This window comes from Microcoleus sp. FACHB-672 (genome assembly GCF_014695725.1).
Classification (GTDB): domain Bacteria; phylum Cyanobacteriota; class Cyanobacteriia; order Cyanobacteriales; family Oscillatoriaceae; genus FACHB-68.
The window spans coordinates 54,227-71,277 of sequence record NZ_JACJOU010000021.1 but is presented as its reverse complement, the minus strand read 5'-3'; the positions used below and the strand labels follow the sequence as shown (position 1 = coordinate 71,277).

Sequence of the window (17,051 nt, the reverse complement as noted above, 5' to 3'; positions counted from 1 at the left end):
TGGACATCTCTGTGAGATTTGGGTAAGCTAACCTTGACGTTGCTTGTGTTTCGGGTTAGAACAAATTACCATGACTCGACCGCGACGACGAATGACGCGGCATTTCTCGCAAATCTTTTTGACTGATGCTCTAACTTTCATGCCTTTTTTGGCAGCACTACAAACGTAATATTATATCAATTTCTGTTGGGATTACAAAAAACTCAGCAAAATTTTCCTTGTCTGAGTTTTTAAACCGTTTTATCTAAAGCTACTTCTTGCGAAGCCGGTAAGTAATTCTCCCTTTCGTCAAGTCATAGGGCGTTAACTCGACTTTGACGCGATCTCCTGGCAAAATTTTGATGTAATTGCGCCGGATTTTGCCGGAAATATGAGCGAGAACGTTAAACCCATTATCTAGGTCAACGCGAAACATCGCATTAGGCAGGGATTCCGTCACCGTGCCTTCCATCTCAATTAAATCTTGCTTAGCCAATGTGTTTTTTCCTTGACGCGACTGTATCTAGAACTCAACCCAACAGTTTTTTTCTTTCCACTGAGTCTGGAACTGCTTAGGGCACTCTAGCTTTACATATCTTAGCAAAGCTTTCACCCAAAGCAGTCTGACACTTATCAGGCAAGCAGTCTTGACTCAGATGAAGAATTTGAGTGAACGGTCAGGCAATGCCCTCAGTCCCGTGCACTGGCGTGCCGATCAGGACTCTATAAGTTGTTTGAGTGCTGCGGTGACCTCCTCCATTGATTGATTGCCATTAACAGAAACGAGCTGCTGCTGTCCGCTGTAATAGTCAATCAGCGGTGCTGTTTGTTCTCTATAAACTTCCAGACGCCGGCGAATGGTTTCTTCGTTGTCATCTTTGCGCCCTCGGCTTAGCATTCGTTCCACCAAGACGGCATCAGGCACGTCTAAGTTGACAACGCGATCTGAGTGCTGTTCTAATTCTTGGAGCAGCTTATCCAAAAAGGTAGCTTGAGTAACGTTACGCGGGAAGCCATCTAAAATCCAGCCGGCTATAGCATCCGGTTGGCCCAGACGTTCCCGCACCATCTCCAGGATCAGCTCATCAGGCACTAACTCGCCGCGATCCATGTATCCTTGGGCTTTTTCACCCAAGGGAGTTTTTTCTGCGACGCAGGCTCGCAAAATATCGCCGGTTGAAATATGGGGAATGTGGCAAAGCTCAGCAAGTAGATGGGCTTGTGTGCCTTTACCGGCTCCTGGAGGACCTAAGAAAATCAATCGCGTCACTACTGCTTCACCATTCCTTCGTATCGCTGGGAAATCACGTAAGTTTGAATTTGTTTCGCCGTATCAATGGCAACCCCCACTAAAATTAGCAGTGAGGTTGCGCCAAGTCCCTGAAACGTCTTAACACGAGTAGCCGTTTCCACAACCGTTGGCACAATCGCTACCAGGCCGAGGAAAATAGCCCCTAAGAAGGTTAGCCGGTTTAAAACGCGCTCAACATACTCGCTCGTCGTCCGACCTGGACGAATACCCGGAATACTAGCTCCCATCTTTTTCAAGTTTTGAGCCATATCCACTGGGTTAACGATTAAGGAAGCATAGAAATAGCTAAAGAACAAAATCAAACTCAGGTAGAACGCTTCATAGAGAAATGGGACAGGACCCCCAGGACTCAGATATTGAGCGATTTTGATTAACAGATCGTTGCGAGTGAATTGAGCTAAGGAATACGGCAAAATCAAGACAGCTGACGCAAAGATGATGGGCATGACGCCCCCTTGATTCAAACGCAGCGGCAGATAGCTTTTTTGCTCTTTATAAAGGCGTTTGCCGACTTGTCGGCGTGCTGAGATGATGGGAATGCGGCGAGTTCCTTCTTGAACAAATACAATCCCCACAATCATGATCAAGAAAACGATCAGTAGCATTATTACGCGACCAACGTTTTCCCTGCCTCCTGTTTGGGCGTATTCAATTGTTTGCCCTAAGGAGCGGGGCAGTACCGCCACAATGTTGAGGAAAATTAACAGGGAAGCCCCATTACCAATGCCCCGTTCTGTAATCAGTTCTGACACCCACATGACAAACATAGAGCCGGCAGTGAGAGCCAGCGCCGTGAAGGCGATAAATAAAGGGCCAGGATTGATCGCAGCTTGGGAATTAGAAATCCACAGGGCAATACCAATACTTTGAATAATCGCCCATCCCAAGGCCACATAACGAGTAAGCTGGGAAATTTTCCGCCGACCCGCTTCCCCTTCATTTTTCTGCAACTCCTCTAAAGCCGGAATTGCTGCTGTCATCAGCTGCAAAATGATAGAAGCGTTAATGTATGGCAAAATTCCTAGGGCGAAAATTCCCAGGGTGCGAATGCCGCCTCCAGAGAAAAAGTCCAAAAAACCAATTAATGGACTATTGCTAATGTTGGCTTCAAACGCATTTCGATCAACGCCCGGTACGGGTAAAAATATGCCCAATCGTACCAATATCAGCAGACCGACAGTGACAAGCAGCCGACCTCGGAGGCCGGCAGCTTGAGCCATCTGCATAAAGGTTTCTTGAGCAGTTGGAGCTTTGTCTCGACTAACGACCATTCAGGCATCCCTCTCCTACATAGATTGGCAAGGACGCTGGGCACTCCTAGCCATCGCCAAGGCTGCTAATTTCCCCTTGCAGATACAACTTCACAACTGCCACCCGCTGCTTCAATTTTGGAACGGGCGCTAGCTGTAAAGGCAGAGGCTTTTACATTAAGTGGGACGTTCAAATCCCCATCGCCTAAAATTTTCAGCGAGCCGTCATTTGATGTGACAATACCGGCCTCCATGAGTGAGGCTAAAGTCACTTCTGTATTGGCGGGGAGTGAGGCCAGCGATCTTACATTAATCGTAGTGTACTGTTTACGATTAATGACGGTAAAGTGTTTAAGCTTGGGCAAGCGCCTGTAAAGAGGCATTTGACCACCTTCAAACCCGGGCCGAGTACTGCTACCCGATCTGGCTTTTTGACCGCGCATTCCTTTGCCTGCGCTAGCACCTTGGCCGGCAGCAATCCCCCGACCTAAGCGGCGTTTGCGCTTTGTAGAGCCCTTTTTGGGCACCGCATCTTGTATTCTCATACTCTTCAGTTGTTTTTTGTCTTTTGCCCTTCATCGTTTGCCCTTCGTCCCTGGTTTTTACACCCTTGACTGGTGACAAGTGACAAGTGACTAAATGTAGAGATTTTCAATTGGAATTCCGCGCTCTTCGGCCACATCAGAAAAGGTGCGGAGACCGGATAAGGCATTGACTGCCGCGCGGGCATTATTTAAAGGATTGTTCGAGCCGAGTTGCTTGGCTAAAATATTGCGGACACCGGCAAGTTCCAGTACCGTCCGCACAGCTCCCCCGGCAATTACCCCAGTTCCAGGTGAAGCAGGACGCATCATCACTTTGGCTCCAGTTGCCGCCCCATTTGCGGGATGAGGGATGGAATTGGACTTGGTGAGGGGAACCTCAATCAAGTGCTTTTTGCCATCAACCACGCCTTTTTTAACAGCACTGATTACGTCACTCGCTTTGCCAACGCCAACACCCACTTGGCCCCGTTCGTTGCCAACAACGACGATCGCGCGGAAGCTGAGTTTTTTACCACCTTTCACCACTTTGGTAACGCGGCGGATCTGAACAACCCGCTCTTGCCACTCGGTTTCTTTTTCGCGATTGCGACTGCTTTTTTTACGTCGCTGTTGCTGTTGTTGTTCCGCCATAGTTTTGTCCTTTTAAGTTAGTTTTGAATTTTGATTTTTGAGTTTTGAGTCGTGATTTCATTCAAAACTTAAAACTCAAAACTCAAAACTCTTAAAAATCTAAGCCGGCTTCACGAGCGGCTTCTGCTAGCGCTTTGACGCGACCGTGGTACAGGTTGCCACCGCGATCAAAAACGACTTTCTCAATGCCTTTGGCCAGCAATCGCTGTGCGATCAGCTTTCCAACTTGAGCGGACGCTTCACAGTTAGAGCCAGAGTTCACTTCTGATTTTAGCTCTGTGTCTATCGTCGAGGCCGCCACTAAGGTCTGGTGTTGGGTGTCGTCGATCACCTGTGCATAAATATGCTGGTGAGAGCGAAACACGGCCAGTCTGGGACGTTCTGGCGTACCAAACACCTGGCGTCGAACGCGCCGGTGCCGGCGCTGGATTGATTCTGTACGAGTCAGCTTCATTTCTTACCCTTACCTCCTGCCTTACCAACCTTACGTCTGACGACTTCACCGGCATAGCGAATGCCTTTGCCTTTATAGACTTCCGGCGGTCGGACAGCGCGAATTCTGGCGGCAGTGTTTCCCACGATTTCTTTATCAATGCCGCTGACAACCACATTTGTGTTGTTTTCCACGGCGATTTGGATACCTTCAGGCGGTTGAATTTCAACGGGTTTGCTGTAGCCCACGTTGAGAATCAGCGTTCGCCCTTGGGTTTGCGCCCGGTAACCGACGCCTTGGATTTCCAGGCGTTTTTGAAAGCCTTGGGAAACGCCATCAACCATGTTAGACACTAAGGTTCGGCATAATCCGTGGCGCTGACGTGCTGGCCGGGACTCATCCCTGCGCTTGACGTGTAATGTGCCATCTTCCTCTTCGACGGTGACTTCTGCCGGCAAAACTCTAGAAAGTTCACCTTTTGGCCCCTTAACTGCTACCTGCTGCCCCTCAATTGCGACCGTCACTTTATTGGGGATAGGAATGGGGCGCTTGCCAATGCGAGACATAACTGGTTTCTCCTTAAGAATTCAGAGTTGGGAATTCAGAATTCACACTTGGGATTGAAAAAGATTTTTTCACGCCCCAGTTGTGATTTCTGAGTTTTACCAGACATAACAAAGCACTTCCCCACCTACGCCGGTTCGCCGAGCTTCGCGATCGGTCATAATGCCAGACGACGTAGAAATGATGGCAATACCAATGCCCCCCAAAACTCGTGGCAATTCTTGTCGGTTTGAGTAAACCCGCAACCCAGGCTTACTGACTCGCTTTAGTGCTGTAATAATCGGTTGCCGGTTCTTTCCTTTGTACTTTAAGGAAATTACCAGATGCCGTGTCACTCCTTCGCCTGCTTCTTCATACTCAGCAATAAAACCTTCATCTTTTAAAACTTTGGCTATATTGCGAGTCATTTTAGTGGCCGGCACCTCAGTTGTTTGATGCCGCGCTAGGCTGGAGTTGCGAATGCGCGTTAGCATATCTGCAATCGTATCGTTAACCGCCATCGTTCCCTCCTTATAAAACTGCTTTAGTTAGTCCGGAAGGGCATACCCATTTCTTTGAGCAAGGCGCGGCCCTCTTCGTCGGTGTTTGCAGTTGTGATGATTGAAATGTCCATACCCCGAATTTGATCGACGGTATCGTATTCGATTTCTGGAAAAATTAGCTGTTCTCTGACGCCTAGAGTGTAATTTCCCCGGCCATCAAAACTCTTGGGACTAATGCCTCGAAAATCCCGAATTCGGGGCAGGGACAGGTTAATGAGTCGCTCTACGAAGTCGTACATCCGCTCAGACCGGAGAGTGACCATAATGCCAACCGGCATTCCTTTGCGGATTTTGAAGCCGGCGATGGCTTTCTTCGCGCGAGTTACCACCGGCTTTTGACCTGTAATAATCCCCATTTCTTTGATAGACGCTTCCATTGCCTTAGCATTTTGAGCGGCATCCCCTAACCCACGGTTAACGGTGACTTTCACAAGCTTGGGCACCTGATGGATGTTCGTATAATTAAACTGCTCCATCAGTTTTGGAACAATCGTCTCGGTGTACTGAGTTTTGAGTTTTCCTGGCATAATTATTCCGATCCTTACTTTCCCTGGGCTTGGTCAGAGAATTCGTCATTTCTCGTTAGTCATTTGTCCAAAGCGCTGTACACAAGGGACAGATAACAGTTAATCAATGATCTCTCCGGTCTTTTTAAGCATCCGCACTTTACGACCTTCTTCGGTAAAGGTGTAAGAGACGCGGCTGGCAACTTTTTGTTTGTTGGAGTAAAGCATGACATTGGAGCTGTGGATCGGGGCTTCATAGTTGATGATTTTTCCCGATTCCCCTTCTTGCTGGGGTTTAACGTGCTTGGTTTTGACGTTAACCCCTTTAATCACTACTTTGCTTTCTCTAGGAAGAGTTTGGAGAATTTCTCCCACCTTACCCTTATCCTTGCCGGCAATCACCTGAACAGTGTCACCTTTTTTGACGTGCATTTTGTAGCGAACTACAGGATTTTCACTTTTTTTGGCCATCAGAGTACCTCCGGCGCGAGGGAAACAATTTTAGTGAAGTTCTTGTCACGCAGTTCGCGAGCCACCGGCCCAAAGACGCGGGTTCCTCGCGGGTTGCCATCTTGGTTAATAATGACGGCGGCGTTATCATCAAAGCGAATGCTCATGCCACTGTCCCGGCGCAGTCCCTTACGGGTACGGACGATGACGGCACGCACGACATCCGACTTTTTGACGGCTTGATTCGGAGTGGCATCTTTAACGACGGCAATAATCACGTCGCCCACACCGGCATAGCGCCGGTTGCCCCCCAGAACGCGGATGCACATCAATTTACGTGCACCGCTGTTATCTGCCACATTTAAGTAGGTCTCTTGCTGAATCACGGTTCGGTTTCCTTTGTCCTTGTTTTAGGAGGCGCTGTTGAGAACTTCGATCACCGTCCAGCGTTTGGTACGACTCAGGGGCCTAGTTTCCTGAATCCGGACGCGATCGCCTTCCTTACATCGGTTTTCTTCGTCGTGAACTTTGTAACGCTGGGTGCGAACCATAATTTTGCCGTATTTAGGGTGGGGCGAGCGGTTTTCGATAGCCACCACGACGGTTTTTTGCATTTTGGCGCTGACAACCAAGCCAACTCGTTCTTTAACTGCCATGTTTACCTACTCCTGGGTTGCCGCCTGTGAGGGGACTTCTTGCGCGGATGACCGCTTGCGCTCGGCTTCTACTGTTATCAGCTGGGCCAACCGATGTCGGGTGTGCTTGAACTGATGGGTTTTTTCTAGCCGGCGAGTCGCTTGTTGCAACCGCAATTCAAACAATTGGCGTTTGACTGCCAAAATTTCCTGACCCAGTTCTTCGTCACTTAAGCTTCTTGCTTCTTCAATCTTGGGAAAAGGCATATTCTATGACTGCTCCTCTTCACGCGAGATGAACTTTGTTTTGATGGGTAGCTTATAGGCAGCCAAGCGCATTGCTTCACGGGCTGTCTCTTCAGTGACGCCCCCAATTTCAAAGAGAATTCGACCGGGTTTGACCACGGCTACCCAGAACTCTGGCGAACCTTTACCTGAACCCATCCGGGTTTCGGCAGCCCGCATGGTTACGGGTTTGTCTGGGAAAATGCGAATCCAGATTTTGCCACCCCGGCGAATGTAACGGGTCATGGCACGACGGCTGGCTTCAATTTGGCGGGAGGTAATCCAGGCCGGTTCTAGCGCTTGTAGGGCAAACTCGCCAAAGTTGAGTGTGTTGCCTTTAGTTGCCTGACCTGTCATCCGTCCGCGCTGCTGCTTGCGGAATTTTGTTCTTTTAGGACTTAACATGATTTGTCAGTTGTCAGTTGTCAGTTGTAAGAATGCCGGCTGCCGGCGCTCAGCTGTCAGTCGTTGGCTGTGATCGTTTTGGCGGCTGACCGCTGACCGCTGACCGCTGACAGTCCCAACAGATCACTGATGAAGTTTTTACAGTTATCCTTCATTTGAGCGGTCTTCAAACTGCTGGCGGCGTCGCTGTTGCCGGCGCTTGGGCTGAGCCACGTTTGTCGGAGCCACTTCTTGCTGTCCGGGAATGATTTCGCCTTTGAAAACCCAAACTTTGACGCCAAGAATCCCATAAATGGTTTTGGCGGTGCAGTAGGAGTAGTCAATGTCTGCGCGTAAGGTGTGCAGAGGCACTCTTCCTTCGCGAGTCCACTCGGTACGGGCAATTTCCGCACCGTTCAGACGACCGCTGACTTGTATTTTGATGCCTTCCACACCGGCTTTTTGGGCGCGTTGGATGGCTTGGCGTACAACTCGTCGGAAGGAAACCCGCCGCTCTAATTGTCCTGCGATGTATTCGGCAATCAACGCTGCATCGGCATCCACTCTAGCCACTTCCACAACGTTAATGCGGATTTGGCGGTTGCCGCCACCGAGCATTTCTAGAAGGCCGGTGCGTAAACTTTCGATACCTTGGCCACCCCGCCCCACAACGACGCCGGGTCTGGCTGTGCGGACTTCTAGATCGATCTGGTCAGCTTTGCGTTCAATACGCACTTCAGAAATCCCTGCATTACTGAGGGTTTTCTGCACGTACTTGCGGATTTTGTGATCCTCTTGCAAAACTTCTGGATAACGATTGGAATCTGCGAACCAACGCGAGCGGTGTTCTTGGGTGACACCTAAACGAAAACCGACTGGATGTATTTTTTGTCCCACGGATGCGTCCTCTAACGACTTTAGATTTCAGATTTTGGATTTTGGATTGAATCTAAAATCTAAAATCCAAAATCCAAAACCGCTCCTGCTTTCTAAATTAGTCTTCTAATGCAGGAGCCACAGCCACGGTAATGTGACAGGTTGGCTTCCGAATTTGGTAAGCGCGACCTTGGGCACGAGGCCGGAAGCGCTTGAGTGATGGCCCTTGATCCGCAAATGCCTGACTAACCGTTAGTTTGGCCGGGTCAAGCCCCAGGTTGTGTTCGGCATTGGCGACGGCTGAGCGGAGCACGTTCAGCACCGGCTCACAGGCTCGGTAAGGCATAAACTCCAGAATAATCAGCGCTTCCCGATAGGAACGCCCCCGAATCTGGTCAAGCACCCGACGCACCTTATGAGGAGACATCCGAATGTATCGCGCGATCGCTTTGACTTCTTCAGTGGTTTCAATAGCCATAATAAAATTGAGAATTGAGAATTGAGAATTGAGAATTAAGAATTAAGAATTAAAAACGATTATCTCTTTCTTCATTCTTAATTCTTTGTTCTAAATTCATCTAACGACGTGCCTTTTTATCGCCCTTAGCGTGTCCCCGGAAAGTTCGGGTCGGGGCAAATTCACCTAATTTGTGACCGACCATTTGCTCGGTCACGTAGACTGGTACGTGCTGCCGTCCGTTATGAACGGCGATGGTGTGACCAACCATCAGGGGCAAGATTGTTGAGGCGCGTGACCAGGTTTTGATCACCTGTTTTTCGCCTTTGGCATTCAAGTTTTCTACTTTGGTAAGCAGATGGTCAGCAACGAAAGGACCTTTTTTGAGAGAACGACCCATAGTTCAATTTTGAATCTTGGATTTTTGATTGATGCGCGGAGTCTAGATTTCGGAGTTTTTTTTTGAAGCTCGAAAATCTAAAATTGAAAATTCTAGGACTCTCTACCGCCACGCCCTCGTTTGGAGGATTTACGGCGACGGCGCACAATTAGAGCGCTACTTTGTTTCTTGCGCTTACGAGTCTTGGCACCCAAAGCTGGTTTACCCCAAGGTGTCACTGGGCCGGATCTACCGATTGGCGCTTTACCCTCACCACCACCGTGTGGGTGATCAACAGGGTTCATCACGCTGCCTCGAACAGTGGGCCGGATGCCTTTCCAGCGAGTCCGCCCGGCTTTGCCAACTTTGATGTTTCTGGCATCAAGGTTGCCAACTTGGCCAATGGTGGCATAGCATTCGCGCCGCACCATCCGGACTTCACCAGAAGGCAGTCTGAGGGTGACATAGTTGCCTTCTTTGGCCATTACCTGAGCGGTTGCGCCGGCAGCCCGAACAATTTGGCCACCCCGACCGGGTGTCAGTTCTACGTTGTGGACGGCTGTCCCTAACGGGATATTGCCCAAAGGCAAGGCGTTGCCAATTTCGATAGGGGATTCAGGTCCGGAAATGATGTGGGTGCCGACGGCTAACCCAACGGGATGAAGAATGTAACGCTTTTCTCCATCTTGGTAGTACAGCAGTGCAAGCCGAGCGTTGCGGTTCGGATCGTACTCAATCGCTGCAACTTTCGCTGGGATATTGTGTTTATTACGGCGAAAGTCAACAATCCGGTAGAGGCGCTTGTGGCCCCCGCCCCGGTGCCGGGTTGTAATAACACCACGATTATTCCGGCCTTTCGGGCGGTGTCGTGAAGTCGTTAGCGATTTTTCTGGCTCATCACGCGTCACCTCGGAAAAGTCGGAGACGGTGCGTTGGCGGGTGCTTGGTGTGTATGGCCGGTAAGAACGGATGCCCATAACTTTTTTCTCAGTTGTCAGTTGTCTGTTGTCTACTGTCCGCTGTTAGTGGCCCTTCGCTCGCTTCGGTGATGCCACTGCCATCTGGCGAACTTAGACTTCTGGGAACAAGGTGATGGTATCACCCGGTGCCAAAGTTACAATTGCGCGTTTGTAGAGCGCTTTGAACCCAACAAATCGCCCAACCCGTTTCTTTTTACGCGGCGGTCTTTGAGTGTTGACACTCAGGACTTTGACATTAAACAGGTATTCAATTGCAGCTTTAATTTCTGGTTTGGTCGCTTTAGGAACAACTTCAAATGTGTATTTGTTGAGTTCCATTAACATCGTTGCTTTTTCGCTAACGATTGGGCGATGGATTAAATCGGCTAGCCCGCGCTGATTGTATTCACTCACTGTACACCTCCTGAATTTTAGCCAGTGCCTCTGCACTCACAACAATTTTGTCTGCATGAAGCAGATCAAAAATATTCAAGTTTGCTGCTGAGAGGAGCTTTAATTTTGCGACGTTGCGAGCTGATAAATAAACGTTTTCTTCTCGCTCGTCCAAGATCAACAGAACCTTGGCGTCTGGCTCAATTCCCCAACGCGTGAAGGCGGCCAATAATTCTTTGGTTTTTGGGCGCGATAGCTGTTCTTTAAAGTCGCTCACCACGATCATGTCTTCGCTGGCCCGACTTTGGAGAACGGTCCGAAGCGCCAGACGCCGCTCTTTGCGGTTCATTTTGATGTCATAATCTCTGGGTTTGGGTCCAAAGATTACGCCGCCGCCCCGCCATAGGGGTGAACGGATAGAACCGGCACGGGCGCGACCTGTTCCTTTCTGACGCCAGGGTTTGCGTCCGCCACCTCTGACTTCTGCTCTGGTTTTGGCGCTGGCTGTTCCTTGCCGCCCATTGACCTGTTGCAGTCTTAATGCTCTGTGGACAATGTGCGCGGCGTTTTCTTCTTTCGCCACTCTTAAATCTAGCGTTGCTTCGGAGACTTCTTGTCCTTGCCAGTCTCGCACTACACAAGTAACCATGTTTTTTGTCCTTTGTCTTTTGTCTTTTGTCTTTTGTCTTTATTTCGCCTGCAAATGACGCTTGACAAATGACTACCGACCTACTATTGTTGCCGGCTTGATACTGAGTAAGGCTCCGGGTTTACCAGGAACGGCTCCTTTAATTAGCAGCAGGTTGCGCTCGGCATCTACGCGAACGATTTCCAGCTTGCGAATGGTGATTTGTTTGCCACCCAGGCGACCGGCCATCCGCTTGCCAGGGTAAACCCGACCGGGGGTTGTGCCTGCGCCGGTGGAACCGGGTAGTCTGTGATTTTTGGAACCGTGAGCCATTGGCCCGCGCTTAAAGTTGTGTCGTTTTTGATAGCCGGCGAAGCCTTTACCGATGCTGGTGCCAACGACATCTACAATTTGGCCGGCGGTGAAAATATCGGCTTTAAGTTGCTGCCCCAGTTCATACTCGCCGGTGTTATCCAAGCGATACTCAAGCAGGTGACGCACCGGCGTGGTACTGGACTTGGCCAGATGTCCCAGCAGGGGTCTATTAAGAGCTTTCGGTTTCACATCGCCGTATCCGACTTGGATGGCTGTGTAGCCATCTGTTTGTTTGGTTTTAATCTGTGTAACGGGGCATGGACCGGCTTGTATGACGGTGACAGGAATCGATCTTCCTTCAGCGTCAAATACTTGGGTCATGCCGAGTTTTGTGCCAATAATACCTACAGCCACGGGTTTAAGGGTCTCCCTTTTACGCACTACTATATATTCGGATTACGGGTGCGACTTATGACCTTTGCTCCCATAAACCTTTGTCAGAACAACCAGCCAACAGCAATCTCCTAACCTTTTAGGAGATTAACTGTGAGGGCGATTTACCAACAATTTAATCAGCCTTTTAAAAGCTGCCATTTGCCGAGCATTTACTTCGGCTTGCGGAGGTTTCCCTTTTGGACTTAAGCAGTTTGCTGCTTAGTATCCGACTTAGAAGCGACAGCTCTTTGCTGACCCAGTGGGACAACAGTGCCCTCGATCTTTTTTCCTGCTTTGCCGATCCTTTAGAAGCGCAGTGTCACATACTTTGGATCTGCTCAGGATAGACTAGGGGCTTCTGTTCCACCTCTGTCAACACTTCCGAGCGTTTACCTCTCTTGCGAGGAGGTGTTTGCCTGAATTTTTGCCGACAATCTAAGATACTAAACCATCTTGCGGCACTTGTCTACATAAATCTCAAAATTTATTTAGACGAGGGAATGAAACTCTGGCCCAATGCGAACATCAACGGTTTCGGCAATGGGCCGGCTGGTTGTGCTACAGAGCATTAACGCTTACGGAGCCAGGAGTCAGCCGTTTCGATTTCAGAAAGCTCAACTAGAATCTTTCTAATGTAACATTGATTGACACCTGAGTTGATTAATTTTGATGGGAAAATCAAGGATTAATGTTTTTGTCCTTAAAAAAAGCTTGCTCTTTGATTTGAAAACAGCAAACCCAGCCTAATGATGCGATTACTTGAAATTTTTTAAAATATTCCGAATAAGTATTTTGAATCTATAACGTTAGTCAAGTTTATTGCATTTCGATGCATTTCAAAATCTGTTAGTTTATAGTGTCATGCCGTTTATGATTTCCCCGCAATACTCGCACTCAGGGATTGGAAGTCCCGTGCAGTCGGGGCGAAGTTTTCCCCGACACGTATGAACAACTCGGTATCACCGGCTTGCCCTGTGCAACCTCAGCCACCCCAATTCACGGTAAAATTCCAGCAGGCATTAACAAAACTATAAAAAGGTAGACGGCACAGTTATGGCACTGATTACTACGGGGGGCGGGTTAATCCGTGATCTGGAAAAGCACGGGGCGCTGGGACTGTATGTACCTTTAGAAGGGGGATATGAGGGGCGCTATCAGCGCCGGGTTAGGGCTGCCGGTTACAACACTTACAACCTTTCTGCGCGGGGTTTAGGGGATTTGGCAGCCTATTTAACCGGCACTCATGGAGTACGTCCCCCTCACCTCGGTAAAAAAGGCACTGGCAATGAGGGTGCAGTTGGCTATACCTATTATGTGCCGGCACTGATAAGCACCCAATTAGCCCAGTTACCGCGCAAGTCAAAAGGACTGGTACTTTGGATGCTGGAAGGACAGATCCTGTCACGCCAGGAAATTGAATATTTAACGACTTTGCCTAAGATAGAACCCCGGGTGAAGATCGCAATTGAGATGGGTGGCGATCGTTTCTTCCGCTGGATGCCGCTTAAGGATATGTTGGTTCCCGCTTAAGGGGAAAGAAGGAGAGGGGAAACCCATTTGCTTACCCCTACTCCTTAAATCATCTGGCTGGTTTTAATACCTTTTAAGAAAACTGAGTCTATTGGGGAGATCCTTATGCTGGAAAACCGTGACTATACCTTAATTATTGATAAAAGCGGGAGTATGTCCACGAAAGATCAACAGGGAGGTAAAAGTCGCTGGGTTGCGATGCAGGAGTCTGCCCTTGCTTTAGCGAGTAAATGTGAGGAATTTGACCCCGATGGATTGACAGTTTACCTGTTCTCAGGCCGATTTAAACGCTACGACAACGTTACATCCAACAGAGTCTCCCAGATATTTCAAGAAAATGAGCCTTCTGGAAGAACTGATTTAGCCGGCGTCTTGGTTGATGCGCTTAACAGTTATTTTCAACGCAAAGCAGCCCGCCAGACTAAATCGAATGGGGAGACAATTTTGGTGGTGACAGACGGGGAACCGGATGATCGCAAAGCCGTGATGAAAGTCATCATTGAAGCGTCTCGCCGGCTGGATCGCGATGAAGAATTGGCAATTTCGTTCGTGCAAGTCGGTACAGATGCCACTGCGACTCAGTTTCTCAAAGCGCTGGATGACGATCTGCAAGGTGCCGGCGCGAAGTTTGACATTGTCGATACTATCACAATGGATGATATGGAAGATCTGACCCTGACAGAAGTATTGCTCAATGCCATTATTGATTAAGGGAACCGACTAAAGGAAGCATTCAGCCGGCAACCACTGAAAACCGTGCCGGCAGAAGACGTGAAACTGGGGAATGATTCTGAAGCGCCAGAAACCCTCCAGTTTTCACCCCTAACAGTTGATCCCTAATAGCTGAATGCTCGCTTATCAATATCATTGTTGCAACGGTTGTTAAAAACCTTTAGGGGTTAAATGTATGGAATCGATAGAGCGCTTATTAGCTGACGTTAAAACAGAATATCAGAGTTCTGTGGAGCCAGCAGAACCAAAACCACTCACTGACTTAACTGCAAAACCCGCGACAGCATCGGCTGCAAGCGAAAACGTATTGCTCAGTAATTTCGCTACTTTACCGGAAAATAACTTATTAGCAGAACTTAAGCGCGAGTATGAAGAGACAAATGCTCTAAGTTCTGTGAAGGCGGCAAAAGTAAACGGACTGCCTAACTTAACTGAGGAAATTTCTGTATTTCCGCAACTCACATCATCTACTATACACGAAAACGGGTTGCTGAACAATTTTGTTTCCTTACCAGAAAATAACTTATTAGCGGAACTTAAAGGTGAGTACGAGGAGGAAGCCAAAGCTGAGGAACAGAAAAGACAGCAACAGCTTAAAGAAGAACAGATCCGCCAGGAAAAGCTAAAACAGCAACAGCGGGAAGCAATCAGCAAACAAGCGCAAGCTTGGTTAAAAACTTTAGATCCTCTGTCAGATGAAGGACTCTGGTTTGAAGAGTTTGCTTATAAATATCCTTCAAAACAAGAGGCGGCGATTGATTATTTGCAAGCTTTGCAAGAAACCCCGTAAAAGCGATTTTAGAAAATTGAAATTGAAAAATTTAAAATTGCTTCGGGATTGCTGGGAAAGTGGGATAGGCTAGATCCACAAGCCATAATAGCACAGGAGGTTTTCTCTTGGTCAAAGGAGGTAATACTTTGGAAGCTCGTGATTACACCTTAATCATCGATAAAAGCGGTAGTATGTCTACGCCAGAACCGGCAACTGGCAGAAGTCGTTGGGATACGGCACAAGAATCTACTCTGGCACTCGCACGGAAATGCGAGCAATTTGACCCGGATGGGATTACAGTTTACCTGTTTTCAGGCAAGTTTAAACGCTATGAAAATGTAACTTCTAGTAAAGTTGCACAGATTTTTCAAGAAAACGATCCATCAGGTACAACAAACCTGGCTGCTGTTTTACAAGATGCCACCAGTAATTACTTAAAGCGTAAAGCAGGAGGTCAAACAAAAGCCAATGGCGAAACAATTTTAGTCATAACAGATGGAGAACCCGATGATCGCAGGGCGGTGATGAAGGTAATTATTGATACCTCCCGTCAAATGGAGCGAGATGAAGAATTGGCGATCTCATTTATTCAGGTTGGCAATGATCAAACAGCAACCCGGTTTCTGAAAGCTTTGGATGATGAATTGCAAGGTGCCGGCGCAAAATTTGATATTGTCGATACAGTTACCCTGGATGACATGGAAGGGTTGACTTTAACAGAAGTGCTGCTGAATGCGATTGCAGACTAACGAGCCATGAATTCTTTGATTAATTCTCCAAATCAATAATTTAGACAAGGACGGGTTTTAAACAAAATAGACTTTCAACGAGAAAGCTAATTTCCTAAACCCGTCCTTACCGGCAGCTAGATTATGATTTTGGAGAATCCCCTTCACTCCTTGCTAACAACTAACATCTGAAAGGTCAATTATGGCAGTAGAAAATCGGGATTTTACATTAATTATTGATAAAAGCGGCAGTATGTCTACCCCAGATCAGGCAGGTGGCAGAAGTCGTTGGGAAGCAGCGCAAGAGTCTACTTTGGCACTCGCGCGCAAATGTGAGCAATTTGACCCGGATGGGATTACAGTTTACCTATTTTCCAGCCGATTTAAACGCTACGAAAATGTAACTTCTAGTAAAGTTGGACAGATTTTTCAAGAAAACGATCCTGCCGGCACAACCAACCTCGCCGCTGTGTTGCAAGATGCAACCAATCAGTATTTTCAGCGTAAAGCAGCGGGACAGATAAAAGCCGGCGGCGAAACCATTTTAGTGGTGACAGATGGGGAACCCGATGATCGCAAAGCCGTGATGAAAGCAATTATTGAAGCATCTCGCCGCATGGATCGCGATGAAGAACTCGGCATTTCTATCATACAAGTCGGATCGGACGCCACCGCCAGCCGATTTTTAAAGGCATTGGATGATGAATTGCAAGGTGCCGGCGCGAAATTCGATATTTGTGACACGATTACCATCGATGATATGGCAGATGTCACCCTAGCAGAAGTGCTGCTCAGTGCCATTAATGATTAATAAATATGCAATCAACTTGCATACTTTGTGGGAGAGAACCAGAAAAACTTTACCCAAAAGTTAAAAGCTATTTCCCCTTAAATTGTAAAAAGTGACGAACCCGAATGCAAGCTCGTCACTTTTTGCTGTCTTTTACCTTTTACCTTCATCTCCACCGCACCCGCAGCACTCCCATAGATCATCCAATTGAATATGCAAGATAAATGATTGAAAGCTTAAAAACGGCTCATCTTGCCGCTAAGCTTTTAACTTTTACACTGCACTTAACTTTTATCATCCTCCTTCCGGCAGAGATGTCTAGGTACATTTTTGCCAGATAATGAGCAGAGAAGTCACCGGCATTATCTTCCTTAAAGCCTAAGATTTCGCCAGCAATCACCGGCAGCCGGTATCCAAAGACGTAAATACAGGGTTGCAAAAAAACAGCCGTTTCCTTTCTCTAGGGTCAAGGCTATATACCACTAGACACAAGCAGAGAAGGGAAGATGGGAAAAGCCTCTATAACCCATTAACAGGCAACT

General features: G+C 48.0%; 28 protein-coding genes. 5 read left to right on the top strand and 23 right to left on the bottom strand.

The genetic code is table 11. The features are described from left to right. Nucleotides 1-27 precede the first annotated feature (27 nt). The 22 genes from rpmJ to rplC form a co-directional block, all read right to left on the bottom strand. Complete coding sequence (gene rpmJ, locus H6F56_RS17240; protein ID WP_006618079.1) at nt 28-141, bottom strand: 50S ribosomal protein L36; 114 nt, start codon at nt 139-141, stop codon at nt 28-30. Between the two features lie 109 nt (nt 142-250). Further along, on the bottom strand, nt 251-475 hold the full coding sequence (gene infA / locus H6F56_RS17235; protein ID WP_008191178.1) for a translation initiation factor IF-1: 225 nt from the start codon (nt 473-475) through the stop codon (nt 251-253). A 219-nt stretch (nt 476-694) separates the two neighbouring features. After that, on the bottom strand, nt 695-1,249 hold the full coding sequence (locus tag H6F56_RS17230) for an adenylate kinase (RefSeq protein WP_190670530.1): 555 nt from the start codon (nt 1,247-1,249) through the stop codon (nt 695-697). Further along, the gene (gene secY / locus H6F56_RS17225) at nt 1,249-2,562 is read right to left on the bottom strand and encodes a preprotein translocase subunit SecY (RefSeq protein ID WP_190670527.1); all 1,314 of its coding nucleotides are present in this window, start codon (nt 2,560-2,562) and stop codon (nt 1,249-1,251) included. The genes H6F56_RS17230 and secY overlap by 1 nt, the downstream gene beginning before the upstream one ends. Nucleotides 2,563-2,627: 65 nt before the next feature. Beyond that, complete coding sequence (gene rplO, locus H6F56_RS17220; RefSeq protein ID WP_190670517.1) at nt 2,628-3,086, bottom strand: 50S ribosomal protein L15; 459 nt, start codon at nt 3,084-3,086, stop codon at nt 2,628-2,630. A gap of 90 nt (nt 3,087-3,176) precedes the next feature. After that, nucleotides 3,177-3,716 carry a 30S ribosomal protein S5 gene (rpsE, locus tag H6F56_RS17215; protein WP_190670514.1) on the bottom strand — a complete coding sequence of 180 codons (540 nt, stop codon included), beginning with the start codon at nt 3,714-3,716 and terminating at the stop codon, nt 3,177-3,179. A gap of 91 nt (nt 3,717-3,807) precedes the next feature. Continuing rightward, on the bottom strand, nt 3,808-4,170 hold the full coding sequence (gene rplR, locus H6F56_RS17210) for a 50S ribosomal protein L18 (RefSeq protein ID WP_190670512.1): 363 nt from the start codon (nt 4,168-4,170) through the stop codon (nt 3,808-3,810). Continuing rightward, a complete protein-coding gene (gene rplF, locus H6F56_RS17205; RefSeq protein WP_190670509.1) occupies nt 4,167-4,715 on the bottom strand; it encodes a 50S ribosomal protein L6 in 549 nt (182 codons plus the stop codon). The genes rplR and rplF overlap by 4 nt, the downstream gene beginning before the upstream one ends. A gap of 96 nt (nt 4,716-4,811) precedes the next feature. Then, on the bottom strand, nt 4,812-5,213 hold the full coding sequence (gene rpsH / locus H6F56_RS17200; protein WP_190670506.1) for a 30S ribosomal protein S8: 402 nt from the start codon (nt 5,211-5,213) through the stop codon (nt 4,812-4,814). Nucleotides 5,214-5,236: 23 nt separating this feature from the next. Continuing rightward, complete coding sequence (rplE, locus tag H6F56_RS17195) at nt 5,237-5,782, bottom strand: 50S ribosomal protein L5 (RefSeq protein WP_190670503.1); 546 nt, start codon at nt 5,780-5,782, stop codon at nt 5,237-5,239. A gap of 99 nt (nt 5,783-5,881) precedes the next feature. Beyond that, the gene (gene rplX / locus H6F56_RS17190; RefSeq protein ID WP_242032058.1) at nt 5,882-6,232 is read right to left on the bottom strand and encodes a 50S ribosomal protein L24; all 351 of its coding nucleotides are present in this window, start codon (nt 6,230-6,232) and stop codon (nt 5,882-5,884) included. Then, the gene (rplN, locus tag H6F56_RS17185; protein WP_190670500.1) at nt 6,232-6,597 is read right to left on the bottom strand and encodes a 50S ribosomal protein L14; all 366 of its coding nucleotides are present in this window, start codon (nt 6,595-6,597) and stop codon (nt 6,232-6,234) included. Before rplN ends, rplX begins: the two co-directional genes overlap by 1 nt. 24 nt (nt 6,598-6,621) lie before the next feature. Further along, nucleotides 6,622-6,867, bottom strand: coding sequence for a 30S ribosomal protein S17 (gene rpsQ / locus H6F56_RS17180; protein ID WP_190670496.1), 246 nt, complete (start codon nt 6,865-6,867; stop codon nt 6,622-6,624). A gap of 6 nt (nt 6,868-6,873) precedes the next feature. Next, complete coding sequence (gene rpmC / locus H6F56_RS17175) at nt 6,874-7,113, bottom strand: 50S ribosomal protein L29 (protein WP_190670487.1); 240 nt, start codon at nt 7,111-7,113, stop codon at nt 6,874-6,876. Between the two features lie 3 nt (nt 7,114-7,116). Further along, nucleotides 7,117-7,536 (bottom strand): 50S ribosomal protein L16, encoded by a 420-nt coding sequence (rplP, locus tag H6F56_RS17170; protein ID WP_190670483.1) that lies wholly within the window; start codon nt 7,534-7,536, stop codon nt 7,117-7,119. A 144-nt stretch (nt 7,537-7,680) separates the two neighbouring features. Further along, entirely contained in the window at nt 7,681-8,412 is a 732-nt protein-coding gene (gene rpsC / locus H6F56_RS17165; protein ID WP_190670474.1) for a 30S ribosomal protein S3, read from the bottom strand. Nucleotides 8,413-8,509: 97 nt separating this feature from the next. Beyond that, entirely contained in the window at nt 8,510-8,869 is a 360-nt protein-coding gene (gene rplV / locus H6F56_RS17160; protein ID WP_190670471.1) for a 50S ribosomal protein L22, read from the bottom strand. 100 nt (nt 8,870-8,969) lie between these two features. Beyond that, complete coding sequence (gene rpsS / locus H6F56_RS17155) at nt 8,970-9,248, bottom strand: 30S ribosomal protein S19 (RefSeq protein ID WP_190670462.1); 279 nt, start codon at nt 9,246-9,248, stop codon at nt 8,970-8,972. Nucleotides 9,249-9,340: 92 nt separating this feature from the next. Continuing rightward, a complete protein-coding gene (rplB, locus tag H6F56_RS17150) occupies nt 9,341-10,204 on the bottom strand; it encodes a 50S ribosomal protein L2 (RefSeq protein ID WP_190670458.1) in 864 nt (287 codons plus the stop codon). Nucleotides 10,205-10,297: 93 nt separating this feature from the next. Next, complete coding sequence (locus H6F56_RS17145; protein ID WP_190670454.1) at nt 10,298-10,600, bottom strand: 50S ribosomal protein L23; 303 nt, start codon at nt 10,598-10,600, stop codon at nt 10,298-10,300. Further along, the gene (rplD, locus tag H6F56_RS17140; RefSeq protein WP_190670449.1) at nt 10,593-11,228 is read right to left on the bottom strand and encodes a 50S ribosomal protein L4; all 636 of its coding nucleotides are present in this window, start codon (nt 11,226-11,228) and stop codon (nt 10,593-10,595) included. Before rplD ends, H6F56_RS17145 begins: the two co-directional genes overlap by 8 nt. 72 nt (nt 11,229-11,300) lie before the next feature. Then, nucleotides 11,301-11,936 carry a 50S ribosomal protein L3 gene (gene rplC / locus H6F56_RS17135; protein ID WP_190670446.1) on the bottom strand — a complete coding sequence of 212 codons (636 nt, stop codon included), beginning with the start codon at nt 11,934-11,936 and terminating at the stop codon, nt 11,301-11,303. Between the two features lie 1,074 nt (nt 11,937-13,010). On the opposite strand from rplC, the gene H6F56_RS17130 reads away from it, so the two are divergent. From H6F56_RS17130 to H6F56_RS17110, 5 genes are all read left to right on the top strand, one after another. Continuing rightward, nucleotides 13,011-13,487, top strand: a complete 477-nt coding sequence (locus H6F56_RS17130) for an NAD(P)H-quinone oxidoreductase subunit N (protein ID WP_190670443.1) — start codon at nt 13,011-13,013, stop codon at nt 13,485-13,487. A 105-nt stretch (nt 13,488-13,592) separates the two neighbouring features. Then, on the top strand, nt 13,593-14,198 hold the full coding sequence (locus H6F56_RS17125; RefSeq protein ID WP_190670439.1) for a vWA domain-containing protein: 606 nt from the start codon (nt 13,593-13,595) through the stop codon (nt 14,196-14,198). A gap of 196 nt (nt 14,199-14,394) precedes the next feature. Then, the gene (locus H6F56_RS17120; RefSeq protein ID WP_190670435.1) at nt 14,395-15,009 is read left to right on the top strand and encodes a salt stress protein, Slr1339 family; all 615 of its coding nucleotides are present in this window, start codon (nt 14,395-14,397) and stop codon (nt 15,007-15,009) included. A 128-nt stretch (nt 15,010-15,137) separates the two neighbouring features. After that, nucleotides 15,138-15,740: a vWA domain-containing protein gene (locus H6F56_RS17115; RefSeq protein WP_190670432.1), complete on the top strand. Its 603-nt coding sequence runs from the start codon at nt 15,138-15,140 to the stop codon at nt 15,738-15,740. A gap of 181 nt (nt 15,741-15,921) precedes the next feature. After that, nucleotides 15,922-16,530 (top strand): vWA domain-containing protein, encoded by a 609-nt coding sequence (locus tag H6F56_RS17110; RefSeq protein WP_190670428.1) that lies wholly within the window; start codon nt 15,922-15,924, stop codon nt 16,528-16,530. A 226-nt stretch (nt 16,531-16,756) separates the two neighbouring features. Here H6F56_RS17110 and H6F56_RS17105 read toward each other — a convergent pair whose 3' ends face one another. Beyond that, complete coding sequence (locus H6F56_RS17105) at nt 16,757-16,948, bottom strand: hypothetical protein (protein WP_190670425.1); 192 nt, start codon at nt 16,946-16,948, stop codon at nt 16,757-16,759. Nucleotides 16,949-17,051 lie beyond the last annotated feature (103 nt).